Here is an 11,860-nt window from a genome sequence, read left to right as displayed (position 1 = left end):
ACGCCCCGCGATCAGCCGGCCGGGTAAGGGCGCATCGGCCGCGGTGCGCGCATGTCGCGTGGCGTCTCGAAGTCGCCGGCCGCGCCGTGCGCCCGGGCCAGCCCTTGTGGCAGCCCGCTGCGGTTGCTGTAGTCGAAGCGGAGCCATCGGCTGCGCCGATCGGCGAGCAGGCGGACCGAGAGCAGGTCGACGGCGGTGATGGCGCCGACCGCGAGCAGGGCCAGGCCGAGCGTGCCCCGGTGGGGATTGCGCCGCTGCATCCCTGCACTCAGCGTGGCGAGGTCGAGCGCGTCGCCCGCGACCCGTCCCCAGATCCAGGGCGTAGGGTTGGCCGCGGTCAGGATGCCGATGCCGGTGCCGATCTCGCGCAGTCCGGTGCCCGACAGCACCTTCTCGCCACGACGCAGTCCCAGTCCGCGCGCGAGCCCGCGCGGGGCCAGCAATTCGGTGACGCCGATGCAGAGGCTCAGCCAGCCGAGGCCGCGCGCGAGCTGGCCGGCGTCCTTGCGTGCGATGGTCATCGCCTTGTCTCCTGCGGGAAGGACGGCGTTACGGCTTCAGCACGACCTTGATGCAGCCGTCCTGCTTGTCGCGGAATGTCTTGTACATGCCCGGTCCTTCGGCGAGGTCCACGGTATGGGTGATGACGAAGGAAGGATCGATCTGGCCCTCCCGGATGCGGCGCAGCAGGTCGTCGGTCCAGCGGTTCACGTGGGTCTGGCCCATGCGGATGGTCAGGCCCTTGTTCATCGCCATGCCGAACGGGATCTTGTCGAGCAATCCGCCATAGACGCCCGGCACCGACAGCACGCCGGCGGGACGGCACACGTACATCATCTCGCGCAGCACATGCGGACGGTCGGTCTCCAGCATCACCGCCTGCTTGGCACGGTCATAGAGCGAGTCGACGCTGCGGCCCGCATGTGCTTCCAGGCCGACGGCGTCGATGCATTTCTCCGGCCCCTTGCCGCGGGTCAGTTCGTTCAGCCGTTCGATGACGCTTTCCGTGTCGAAGTCGATGGTGATGGCGCCGCCGGCCCGCGCCATGCTCAGGCGCTCCGGCACGTGGTCGATGCAGATCACCTGGCGCGCGCCGAGCAGCACGGCGCTGCGCACGCAGAACTGCCCGACCGGCCCCGCGCCCCAGATCGCCACCGTATCGGCCGGCTGCAGGTCGCATTGCACCACCGCCTGCCATCCGGTCGGGAAGATGTCGCCGAGGAACAGGACCTGCTCGTCGCTCAGCCCGTCCGGAACCTTCACCGGCGCCTGGTCGGCAAACGGGACGCGCACGTATTCGGCCTGCCCGCCGGGATAGCCGCCGGTCAGGTGGGTGTAGCCGAACAGCCCCGCGGTCGCGTGGCCGAAGACCTTGTCGGCGAGCTCCTTGTTGCGGTTGCTGCGTTCGCAGACGGAAAAATTGCCGCGCCGGCACTGGTCGCATGCGCCGCAGACGATGGTGAAGGGCACCACCACGCGGTCGCCTTTCTTCAGCTTGCGGTTCTCCGCGCCGACCTCCTCGACCACCCCCATGAACTCATGGCCCATGATGTCACCGTGCTCCATGCCTGGCATGAAGCCGTCATAGAGATGCAGGTCGGAGCCGCAGATCGCGCAGCTCGTCACCCGGATGATGGCATCGCGGGGATGCTCGATCCTCGGGTCGGGAACGGTGTCGCAACGGATGTCCTGCTTGCCGTGCCAGCACAATGCTCTCATCTTCGCTTTCCTCCCCCCTGCGGCCCGACCCATGGCTCCGGGGTGGCGGAGCGATGATCACCGGCCCGCGAGACGAAGCCGCACCGGCAGGCGGAGTTCCGGGCGATGGCAAACACGGTTGCCGTGAGGCGCGCGCGCATGGCAGCACCGCTTCCGCCCGGCGTGGCAGGATCGAAATGAGGTGCCATTTCGGGCAACCATGGACGCTTCCGCCCCCATCCCCCCGGCCAATGCCGCCGCAAGCCATGCGCGGGCGCTGCGCGTGCTCACCGGCGTCATGCTCTGCGTGCTGCTCGGTGCCCTCGACCAGACGGTGGTGATCCCCGCCGTTCCGGCCATCGCCGCCGACCTCAACGGTTTTGGCCACCTTTCCTGGATCGTCACCGCCTACCTGCTGACCTCGGTGAGCTGCACGCCGATCTATGGCAAGCTGTCCGACATCTACGGGCGCCGGGCGCTGCTGCTGCCCGCGATCGTCCTGTTCGTGGCGGCCTCCGGCCTGTGCGGGATGGCACAGGATCTCGGCCAGCTGATCGTCTTCCGCGCCCTGCAGGGAATGGGGGGCGGCGGGTTGATGGCGATGGCACAGGCTTCCATCGCCGACGTGATCGCGCCGCGCGAACGCGGCCGCTACCAGGCCTATCTGTCGGGCATGTGGGGCATCGCCTCGGTCGCCGGCCCGGTGCTCGGCGGACTGCTGGTCGACCACCTGTCCTGGCGCTGGATCTTCTGGATCAACCTGCCGCTCGGGATCGCCGCCCTGATCCTGAGCAACCGGGCGCTGCGCAACCTGACGGTGCACCGGCGCGAGGTCCGCATCGACTATCCCGGCGCGGTGCTGATGGCGGGCTGTGTCACCGCCAGCCTGCTGGTCATGAGCTGGGGCGGGTCGAGCTATCCCTGGGCCTCGGTGCAGATCCTGGGCCTGTCCGCCGTGGCGCTCGGCCTGCTGGTGGCGCTGGTGGCGCAGGAACGCCGCAGCATCGAGCCGCTGCTGCCGCCCCGGCTGTTCGGCCATTCCGTGTTCACCTCGGCGGTCAGCATCGCCTTCCTGGCCTCCGCGGCGATGCTGGGGGCGACGTTCCTGCTGCCGCTCTATTTCCAGCTCGCCCACGGCGTCGACGCGGCCACCTCCGGCACGCTGCTGGTGCCGTTCCTGCTGGCCAGCGTGGCCGGCGCCTATGCGTCAGGGCAGGCGGCGCGGCGGTTCGGCCGGCTGAAATACGTGGTGCTGACGGGACTGGCCGTGGCCACCACCGGCTTCGCGCTACTGACGCTGCTCGCCGCCAGCGCCGGCCCGGTGGCCATCGCCGCGCTGATGGTGCTGATGGGGGCGGGCCTGGGCACCTGCATGCCGAGCAGCCTGGTGATCGGCCAGAACGCCGCCGAGCGGCGCGACATCGGCACCGCCACCGGCGCGCTGCTGCTGCTGCGGGCCATGGGCGGCGCCTTCGGCAGCGCGCTGGCCGGGGCGGTCCTGGCCCTCAGCTTCGGCGCGGCGCTGACCCAGGCGGGCCATGCCGCCGGTATCGACCCCGGCCTGCTACGGACGGGATTCCGGGCCGGGTTCCTCGCCTGCACGGTGGTCAGCGCGGCGGGGCTGCTGGTGGCACTGCTGATGCGGGACCTGCCGCTGCGGTCGGGGAATTAGCGGGGCTTGATCCCGGCCCCCGTTCATTTCACCCGTTGTTCGCGCAGGACCGCTTCGAAGCAGGCCCGTAGCTGCGCCCGGCCATAGCGTCGCTCCATCGGCAGCAGGGCCAGCAGGATGTCCCCGACTTCCTGGAAATAGCCGGTGAAATGCCAGTTCACCCCGGCCCCGGCCGCCACCGAGATCACCGGCACCGCCCGCGCCGGCAGCATCACCGCCAGCCGCCCGGACAACCGCCCGGCCACCTGCGGCAGCATCTCCGCCACCATCGGTACCGCTGCGCGCGCCGACCAGAAGGCCAGGTCGGCATCGTCGTCCTCGTCGGTCGGCCCGCCATAGGAGAAGGCTTCCAGGCAAGCCGCCTGCACATCCGCCCCGGTGACATCCAGCCCGCGCGCCCGGGCCTGGGCGGCCAGCGAGCGCAGCACCAGCAGCGTCGAGGCAGGCAGGTCGACCAGCACCCCCGGCAGCCCCGCCATCCCGGTCACCGCCCCCGATCCCGTGGTCAGCAGGCGATAGAACAACGGCGGCGCCTGCCGCGCGGGAGGCTCGTGGTCCATGCCCAGGGTGGCCTGCCGCCAGGCCCAGGACAGTGCCTCGCGCGCACGCAGGTGCAGGGTCTGCTGCCACTCCGCCGGCAGAAAGGACAGGCCGCGCTCGGCATACTTGCCGGCCCATTCCATGAAGGTGGTGAAGCCGCTGCGGGCGGCGAGGTAGCGCCCGGCCAGTTCCTGCAGCGCCGCATAATCCTCGTCGGACAGCGCCAGGCAGGCATTGCCGCGGCGCGAGGCAGGCACCGGCAGCACCGCGCTCATGCGGGAATGCGCTTCTGGCACCAGGCGGCATGCCAGATCGGCACGATCGCCGCCGGCAACGGGCGGGCGATCAGGAAGCCCTGGGCCGCGTCCACCGCCAGCGCCGCCATGCGGTTCCAGGTGGCGACATCCTCCACGCCCTCGGCAATCACCTTCATTCCCGCTCCATGCGCCGCCGTCACGGCGCCCTCGAGAAACCGCGCCGCGTGCGGATCCGTGGCACTGTCACGCACCACGTGCTTGTCGAGTTTCAGGATAGTGAAAGGCAGTCCCATCAGTTCCTCGTGGTTGCGCATGCTCGGCCCGACATCGTCCATGGCCAGCCCGTACCCGGCTGCGCGCAGCCGCGTCAGCACCCGCCCGAGCGGCGCGGGGTCGGTCACCGGGCAGGTCTCGGTCAGCTCCACCACGATCCGCGCGGCCGCGATGCCCTGTTCCCCGCGCAGCGCCTCGATCCGGTCGAAGGCGTCCGGTCGCAGCAGGACCTCCAGCGGCGCGTTGAGGGTGAGACGCAACCCCAGCCGGGCGAGCGCATCGCCCCGCCAGTCCCGCAACGCGCACGCCGCCACGCCCTGCGCCAGGTCCCAGGCGAAGCCGGCCGTCTCGATCGGCGGCACGAAACTGTCCGGCGCCAGCGTTCCCAGCTCGGGATGATCCAGCCGGGCAAGCACCTCGATTCCGGCGGGCCGGCCATCGGCGATGCACACCACCGGCTGGTAACGCGCCTGCAACCCTCCGTTTTTCAGCGTGGCCAGCAACTGGCTGATCGGCACGTCCGCCGCGCAGGCGGCTTCCGCGGATTGGCTGGCGAGGGCATGGGCCAGCCACCCATCGCCCCGCGTGTCGATCACGCGCAGCCGTGACCTGGGGCAGGGCAGGCGAAACGGTCCGTCGGCACTTGCCAGCAGCACCGTCGTGGTCTGCGAGGCGGCTTCTCCGACGGTCATGTCGATCAGGTCGGCCAGCAAGGGACCGGCCGCGGCGGTATCCATCAGCAGGTGAGAGTAGGACCGATTGCCACTCAGCAGCGTCGCCGCCTCCGCCGCGGTCTCCACCGCCCGGAACCGCGTCAGGCCGAGGCAGGCAGCCTGGGCCCGCGCGGTTTCGATCCAGCCGGCATTGCCGCTGAGCATCAGCAGTGCCGTGGTCGCCGTCCCCTCCGGTTCGCCCGTCATGTTCCCATCCGCCGGATTGACCGGGTACCAGGCCAGAATGGCCTGCTGCCAGAAACGGCCTGAATGACAGGCTACTTTGCCGTGCGGGCGAAGAAAACCTCCGAGATTTGCGCGTTCCCGGAAATCCGTCCGGGGGCCCGCCAGCGCAGGGAGCCATCCCGCCCGGTGGAATCCGTGTCCCTAATTCCTGAGTTCCTCCGGCACACGGCCACCATTTTCGGCCAGCTTCCGCATGACCTGCTGATGCAGCCAGATATTCATGGCGGCCGAGTCATTCATGTCTTCTTTGTAATGCAATTCCTGCGCGAGTTGCCGGCGCGCCGTCAGGCTGCTGTCGAGCCCGAGCAGCTTGAGCAGGTCGACGATCGAGCGCCGCCAGTCGAGTGTCTCGGGCGCCTGCGCGGCCATGGCGGTGAGCCGGGCGGCCACGTCGACCTCCCCGGCCGGCGGGGCGGCGGGGGCAGGAGTAGGAGCAGGAGAGACACCTTGCGCCTCGGCAACCGCCGCCTCGGCCGGCTTCCCGGCCTCTGGCTTCCCGGTCTCCGCCGGGGCCGGCGTCTCGTCATGGCCGAAGATCCGGGAGGCAATCGAACCAAAAAGACTCATGTTGCGCACCCCTGGCTTCAGGATGTGGAGGTCGGCATGCAGCCAGAACCACACAGCCTCCGTCAGGTTGGGCGCGCACCCGGACCGCCGGCCGGATTTATCGTCACTTCAAGCGGTCTTGACCCTGTTGTCCCGGCGGAACGGCGCCGGGCCGCCGCAGGCACGGCCAGCCCGGCGCACGCCCACCGGGTCAGTCGATGAACAGCTTGCCGGGATTGAGGATGCCGCGCGGGTCCAGCGCCGCCTTGACGCTGCGCATCACCGCCAGCGCTTCCGCCCCGTGCTCCTGCACCAGGAACTCGCGCTTGCCCAGGCCCACGCCGTGCTCGCCGCTGCAGGATCCGCCGAGCGCCAGGGCGCGCGCCACGATCTTGCGGTCCAGCGCCCAGGCCCGTTCCATCCCGTCCGGCTCGGGCGGGACCAGGATCACCGTGTGGAAATTGCCGTCGCCGACATGGCCCACGATCGGCGCCATCAGCCCGGAGGCGGCGATGTCCTCCTTGGCGCCCAGGATCACCTCGGCCAGCTTGCTGATCGGCACCACCGCATCCGTGGCGATGCCGCGATGGCCCGGCCGCAGCGACAGCCCGGCCCAGTAGCCGTCATGCCGCGCCCGCCACAGCCGCGACCGCTCTTCCTGGCCGGTCGCCCAGGTGAAGCCCTTGCCCTCGAAGCCCTCGGCGATTTCCTCGACGAGCTGTGCCTGCTCGGCGACTCCCGCGGGGCTGCCGTGGAACTCGAAGAACAGCGTCGGCAAGGGTTGGAATTCATCCAGCTTCGAATAGGCGATGCTGGCGCCCATCTGCACCTCGTCGAGCAGCTCGATGCGCGCCACCGGGATGCCCGCCTGCATGACGGTGATCACCGTCTCCACCGCGTCCTTCAGCGTGGGGAACTGGCACACCGCCGCGCTGGCCGCCTCCGGGATGCCGTGCAGGCGCAGCTGGATCTCGGTGATCACGCCGAGCGTGCCCTCCGAGCCGATCAGCAGATGCGTCAGGTCGTAGCCGGTCGCCGATTTGCGCACGCGCCCGCCGGTGCGCACCACCCGCCCGTCGGCCATCACCGCGGTCAGCCCGAGCACGTTCTCGCGGATGGTGCCGTAGCGCACCGCGTTGGTCCCGGAGGCCCGGGTGGCGCACATCCCGCCGATCGAGGCGTCGGCGCCGGGATCGACGGAGAAGAACAATCCCTGGTCGCGCAGCGCGATGTTGAGGTTGCGATGGGTCACGCCCGCCTCCACCCGGCAATCGAGGTCGGAGGGGTTGATCTCCAGGATGCGGGTCATGCGCGAGAGGTCGAGGCTGATGCCGCCCCGCACCGGTGTCACGTGGCCTTCCAGCGAGGTGCCGGTGCCATAGGGCACCACCGCCACCCCGTGCCCGTTGCACAGGGCGAGCAGGCGGGAGACGTCCTCGGTGGTTTCGGCGAAGACGACGGCGTCGGGCATCACCGGGCGCTGGGAATCCTGGCCGTGGCTGTGATGCTCGCGCAGCCCGGCATTGGTGGTGATACGCTCGCCGAGAAAGTCGCGGGCGGCGGCGATCACGGTTTCAACCGGAGCGGGCATGGCACGGGGTCCTTGGTGACATTCAGTGGGTTGCAGGTTTGGCCGGGCTCGGCCACGCTGGCAAGCAATGGAAGATCATGACCCGGTCCTGCTGATCGAGGACCTGCGAACCGAGTTCCGCATCGGCGGCACCTGGCGGGCCGCCGTGGACGGCGTATCCTTGTCGCTGCGTCGCGGAGAGACACTGGCGCTGGTGGGCGAATCGGGCTGCGGCAAGTCGATGACCTCACTGTCGATCATGGGCCTGGTGCCGCGCCCGGCCGGGCGAATCGCCGGCGGGCGAATCGTGCTGGAAGGCCGCGACATCGTTCCGTTGCCGGAGCATGCGCTGGAGCAGTTGCGCGGCGACCGGATGGCGATGATCTTCCAGGAGCCGATGACCAGCCTCAATCCGGTGATGACCATCGGCGAGCAGGTGGCCGAGCCGTTGCGCCTGCATCGCGGCCTGTCGCGCGCCGAGGCGGCGCGGCGCGCGCTCGCGGTGCTGGAGGAGGTCAAGATCCCCTCGGCCGCCCGCCGCTATCATGAATACCCGCACCAGTTCTCCGGCGGCATGCGCCAGCGCGTGATGATCGCGGTGGCGCTGGCCTGCGAGCCGGCGCTGCTGCTGGCCGACGAACCGACCACCGCGCTGGATGTCACCATCCAGGCGCAGGTGCTGGGGCTGCTGGCCGACCTGAAGGCGCGGCACGGCATGGCGATGCTGTTCATCACCCACAACCTTGGCGTGGTGGCGCAGATCGCCGACCGGGTGGCGGTGATGTACGCCGGCCAGATCGTCGAGGAAGCCCCGGTGCTGGAGATCTTCGCCGCCCCCCGCCATCCCTATACCCGCGCGCTGTTCGCCGCGATCCCGCGCATGGACCTCGATGCGCAGGAACTCGCCGCCATTCCCGGCCGGGTGCCGCCGCTCGACGCCATGCCGCAGGGCTGCCGCTTCGCGCCGCGCTGCCCGCTCGCCCGCGCCGGCTGCGAGGCGCCGCAGGCGCTGCTGCCGGCCGGACCGGAGCATCGGGCCCGCTGTCATCTCGCCACGAAGGAACTGGCCCATGCTTGATCCCACCGGTCGCGTCGTCATGGTCTCGGGGGCCGGGCGGGGCATCGGACGAAAGGTCGTGGACACGCTGCTGGCCGCGGGCTTCTGCGTCTCCGCCGGGCTGCGTTCGCCGCGGGCGCTGCCGGCGCATGAACGCCTGTTCTCCCACACCTACGAGGCCGAGAGCCTGGACAGCGCGCAGGCCTGGATCGATGCCACCCTGGCCCGCTTCGGCCGGCTGGACGGGCTGGTCAACGCCGCCGGGATCAATCCGATGGCGCGCATCGAGGATGCGGACGAGACAGCGTTCGACCGGATGTGGGAGGTGAACGTGAAGGGGCCGCTGCGGCTGATCCGTCTTGCCCTGCCGCACCTGAAGGCCGGCGGCGAGGGCAGGGTGATCAACCTCGCCTCGCTCTCGGGCAAGCGCGTCGCCAACGAGAACGCCGGCTACGCCATGAGCAAGTTCGCGCTGATCGCCCTGACCCAGGCGGTGCGGCGCGAGGGCTGGGACCATGGCATCCGCGCCACCGCGCTCTGCCCGGGCTTCGTCGCCACCGACATGACCCTGCACGCGACGCATCCGCGCGACCGGATGACCGATCCCGCCGACGTCGCTGCCCTGGCCGAGATGCTGCTGCGCCTGCCCAACACCGCAACGATCGGCGAATTGCGTGTCAACTGCCGGTTCGAGGCATTGGTGTGACGCTTCCCCCTTGCGGCGAGCCGCCGCGTCCTGTCCAATTCCCCATCATACGCCGGAAATTGTTCGGGAGAGGGATCATGACGTTCCGTGCCGCCCTGCTGGCAGCCGCCTTTGCCGTACCCTTCGCGGCAACGCTGCCGGCCTCCGCACAGGCCGCGCCCAGGACCACGCTGGTGGTGGGCATGGCCGCTCAGGACGTGGGCCGCCTCGACCCGCACTTTGCTGTCTCCACCATCGATCGCACGGTGGTGGCGTGGATGTTCAATGGGCTGGTGCGCTTCCGCCCCGGCAGCATGTCGCCCACCGATATTGAACCGGACCTCGCCGAGCGCTGGGAAGCGAGCGCCGACAAGACGGTCTGGACCTTCCATCTGCGTCACGGCGTCAAGTTCCATGGCGATTACGGCGAAGTCACCGCCGACGACGTGGTGTTCAGCCTGCAGAAGGCGGCCGATCCGAAGCGCTCGGCCTTCTCCGCCGATTATGCCGCCTTCGACAAGGTCGAGGCGATCGATCCGTACACGGTGCGCATCACGCTGAAGCAACAGGTGCCGAGCCTGCTCGGCATCGTCACCAATTATGCCGGCGGCTTCATCGTTTCGCGCAAGGCGGTGGAGGCTCTCGGCGACGGCTTCGCCCGCGCGCCGATCGGCTCCGGCCCCTTTGCCTATGCCTCGCTCACGCCGAATCAGTCGCTGGAACTGGTGGCCCATAAAGCCTATTTCCGCGGTGCCCCGAAGCTGGAGCGCATCAGCTACCGCTTCCTGCCGTCCACGGCCTCGCGCGACCTCGCCTTCCAGAACGGTGAGCTCGACCTCGAATTCGGCATGCAGGACCAGACCTGGGTGAACCGCGCCAGGAAGATGCCGAATGCCGTGGTCGACGTGTTCGAGCCCGGCGAGGAGGCACTGCTGCACCTGAACATGGCGCAGAAGCCGCTCGACGACATCCGCGTGCGCCAGGCCATCGCCTACGCCATCAACCGCCCGGAGATCCTGCGCTGGCAGGGCGCGGAGATTTCCCGCCAGCCCGGCAGCGTGATCCCGATCGGCAATCTCGGCTACACCGCCGAGAACGGCCTGCCGCAGTTCAACCTCAACAAGGCCAAGCAACTGCTCGCCGAGGCCGGCTACCCGCAGGGCCTGACGCTGAAGGTGATCCACACCCAGTTGCCCAACATGCTGGCGCAGATGCAGGTGGTGCAGGCCCAGCTCAAGCGTGCCGGCATCAACCTCGACCTGCAGGTGGTCGAGCACGCCACCTATCACCAGATGATCCGCCAGGATCTTTCCTCGATCGTTTCCTATACCGCGGCGCGCTTCCCGGTGGCGGATGTCTACCTGACCCAGTTCTACCATTCGCGCAGCACGGTGAAGACGCCAACGGCGGTGACCAATTTCAGCCACTGTACCGCGGCCGACGCCGAGATCGACGCCGCCCGCACCGAACCCGACGAGAAGAAGCAGATCGCATTGTGGCAGACGGCGCAGCGCAAGATCGTGACGCAGCTCTGCGCCGTGCCGCTGATCGAGACGCTGCAGGCCTGGGTGCGGCGTGACAGCCTTGATTACGGCTACACGCTGAAAGGATCGCTCTCGCTCGGCCCGGTCATCACCGAGACCACCCACTTCAAGTGATCTTCTACATCCTGCGCCGGCTGCTGGCGGCGATTCCGACGCTGCTGGCAGTGTTGACCCTGGTCTTCGTGATCGTGCGGATCGTCCCTGGCGATCCGGCGATCGCGATCCTGGGCGACCGTGCCACCCCCGCCGCCGTCGAGGCGCTGCGCGCCAAGCTTGGCCTCGACCTGCCGATCTGGCGGCAATATCTCGATTTCATCGGGCAATCGCTGTCGGGCGAGTTCGGCCGCTCCATGGTGACGGACCGGCCGATCCTGAGCGATGTCGGCGCGGTGCTGCCCTACACGATCGACCTGACGCTCGCGGCGCTGCTGGTGGGGACCCTGCTGGGCGTGCCCGCCGGGGTCTGGGCGGCGCTCTACCGCAACCGCGCCATCGACGTGGCGGCGCGGCTGCTGTCGCTGGTCGGCCTGTCCTTTCCCGTGTTCGTCTCCGGCATCTTCATGCTGCTGGCCTTCGCGCTGCACTGGCGCCTGTTCCCGGTGATCGGCAATGCCGACCTGTCCGACCCGCTCGACCGGTTGCACCGGCTGGTGCTGCCGGCCCTGACGCTCGGCGTGGTCATGGCCGCCTACATCACCCGGGTGACCCGCAGCGCCATGCTGCAGGTGCTGTCGGAAGACTACATGCGCACCGCCCGCGCCAAGGGCATGCCCTGGCGGCGCGTGGTCTGGCGCCACGGCCTGCGCAATGCCGGCCTGCCGGTGGTGACGGTGGTCGGGCTCTATGTCGGCATCCTGATCGGCAATTCCGTGCTGACCGAGATCGTGTTCAATCGTCCGGGGCTCGGCAAGATCATCGTCGGCGCCCTCAACCAGCGCGACTATACGATGCTGCAGGGACTGATGGTGATCTATTGCTTCCTGATCGTGGTGGTGAACCTGCTGACCGATCTCACCTATGGCCTGATCGATCCACGGGTGAAGCAGGCATGAGCGCGGC

General features: G+C 69.3%; 11 protein-coding genes. 5 read left to right on the top strand and 6 right to left on the bottom strand.

The window, feature by feature from the left end; translation table 11 throughout:
* Positions 1-11: 11 nt before the first annotated feature.
* Both NBY65_RS26600 and NBY65_RS26595 read right to left on the bottom strand, forming a co-directional pair.
* Positions 12-521 carry a cyclase dehydrase gene (locus tag NBY65_RS26600; RefSeq protein WP_150042985.1) on the bottom strand — a complete coding sequence of 170 codons (510 nt, stop codon included), beginning with the start codon at positions 519-521 and terminating at the stop codon, positions 12-14.
* Between the two features lie 28 nt (positions 522-549).
* Entirely contained in the window at positions 550-1,719 is a 1,170-nt protein-coding gene (locus NBY65_RS26595) for a zinc-dependent alcohol dehydrogenase (RefSeq protein ID WP_150042984.1), read from the bottom strand.
* Positions 1,720-1,900: 181 nt separating this feature from the next.
* Between NBY65_RS26595 and NBY65_RS26590 the strand changes: the two genes are divergently transcribed.
* Positions 1,901-3,370, top strand: coding sequence for an MFS transporter (locus NBY65_RS26590; RefSeq protein WP_203330615.1), 1,470 nt, complete (start codon positions 1,901-1,903; stop codon positions 3,368-3,370).
* A gap of 23 nt (positions 3,371-3,393) precedes the next feature.
* Here NBY65_RS26590 and NBY65_RS26585 read toward each other — a convergent pair whose 3' ends face one another.
* The 4 genes from NBY65_RS26585 to NBY65_RS26570 all read right to left on the bottom strand — a co-directional run bounded on the left by NBY65_RS26585 (position 3,394) and on the right by NBY65_RS26570 (position 7,536).
* Entirely contained in the window at positions 3,394-4,185 is a 792-nt protein-coding gene (locus NBY65_RS26585) for an EcsC family protein (RefSeq protein ID WP_150042983.1), read from the bottom strand.
* Entirely contained in the window at positions 4,182-5,360 is a 1,179-nt protein-coding gene (locus NBY65_RS26580; RefSeq protein WP_150042982.1) for an EAL domain-containing protein, read from the bottom strand. Before NBY65_RS26580 ends, NBY65_RS26585 begins: the two co-directional genes overlap by 4 nt.
* Before the next feature lie 180 nt (positions 5,361-5,540).
* The gene (locus tag NBY65_RS26575) at positions 5,541-5,966 is read right to left on the bottom strand and encodes a DUF3597 domain-containing protein (protein ID WP_150042981.1); all 426 of its coding nucleotides are present in this window, start codon (positions 5,964-5,966) and stop codon (positions 5,541-5,543) included.
* A gap of 190 nt (positions 5,967-6,156) precedes the next feature.
* Positions 6,157-7,536, bottom strand: coding sequence for an FAD-binding oxidoreductase (locus tag NBY65_RS26570; protein WP_150042980.1), 1,380 nt, complete (start codon positions 7,534-7,536; stop codon positions 6,157-6,159).
* A gap of 67 nt (positions 7,537-7,603) precedes the next feature.
* Here NBY65_RS26570 and NBY65_RS26565 point away from each other — a divergent pair, with 67 nt between their 5' ends.
* From NBY65_RS26565 to NBY65_RS26550, 4 genes are all read left to right on the top strand, one after another.
* Complete coding sequence (locus NBY65_RS26565) at positions 7,604-8,593, top strand: ABC transporter ATP-binding protein (RefSeq protein ID WP_150042979.1); 990 nt, start codon at positions 7,604-7,606, stop codon at positions 8,591-8,593.
* On the top strand, positions 8,586-9,278 hold the full coding sequence (locus NBY65_RS26560) for an SDR family NAD(P)-dependent oxidoreductase (RefSeq protein ID WP_150042978.1): 693 nt from the start codon (positions 8,586-8,588) through the stop codon (positions 9,276-9,278). Before NBY65_RS26565 ends, NBY65_RS26560 begins: the two co-directional genes overlap by 8 nt.
* 77 nt (positions 9,279-9,355) lie before the next feature.
* The gene (locus tag NBY65_RS26555) at positions 9,356-10,915 is read left to right on the top strand and encodes an ABC transporter substrate-binding protein (RefSeq protein WP_150042977.1); all 1,560 of its coding nucleotides are present in this window, start codon (positions 9,356-9,358) and stop codon (positions 10,913-10,915) included.
* On the top strand, positions 10,912-11,853 hold the full coding sequence (locus NBY65_RS26550; protein WP_150042976.1) for an ABC transporter permease: 942 nt from the start codon (positions 10,912-10,914) through the stop codon (positions 11,851-11,853). Before NBY65_RS26555 ends, NBY65_RS26550 begins: the two co-directional genes overlap by 4 nt.
* Positions 11,854-11,860: the final 7 nt, after the last annotated feature.

It is taken from the genome of Rhodovastum atsumiense (genome assembly GCF_937425535.1).
Taxonomy (GTDB): domain Bacteria; phylum Pseudomonadota; class Alphaproteobacteria; order Acetobacterales; family Acetobacteraceae; genus Rhodovastum; species Rhodovastum atsumiense.
This window is presented reverse-complemented; position numbering and strand designations above follow the sequence as displayed.

Coding starts and splice junctions, on each gene's coding strand:
- NBY65_RS26600 (WP_150042985.1), bottom strand. CDS start 521: ATGACCATCGCACGCAAGGACGCCGGCCAGCTCGCGCGCGGCCTCGGC.
- NBY65_RS26595 (WP_150042984.1), bottom strand. CDS start 1,719: ATGAGAGCATTGTGCTGGCACGGCAAGCAGGACATCCGTTGCGACACC.
- NBY65_RS26585 (WP_150042983.1), bottom strand. CDS start 4,185: ATGAGCGCGGTGCTGCCGGTGCCTGCCTCGCGCCGCGGCAATGCCTGC.
- NBY65_RS26580 (WP_150042982.1), bottom strand. CDS start 5,360: ATGACGGGCGAACCGGAGGGGACGGCGACCACGGCACTGCTGATGCTC.
- NBY65_RS26575 (WP_150042981.1), bottom strand. CDS start 5,966: ATGAGTCTTTTTGGTTCGATTGCCTCCCGGATCTTCGGCCATGACGAG.
- NBY65_RS26570 (WP_150042980.1), bottom strand. CDS start 7,536: ATGCCCGCTCCGGTTGAAACCGTGATCGCCGCCGCCCGCGACTTTCTC.
- NBY65_RS26565 (WP_150042979.1), top strand. CDS start 7,604: ATGGAAGATCATGACCCGGTCCTGCTGATCGAGGACCTGCGAACCGAG.
- NBY65_RS26560 (WP_150042978.1), top strand. CDS start 8,586: ATGCTTGATCCCACCGGTCGCGTCGTCATGGTCTCGGGGGCCGGGCGG.
- NBY65_RS26555 (WP_150042977.1), top strand. CDS start 9,356: ATGACGTTCCGTGCCGCCCTGCTGGCAGCCGCCTTTGCCGTACCCTTC.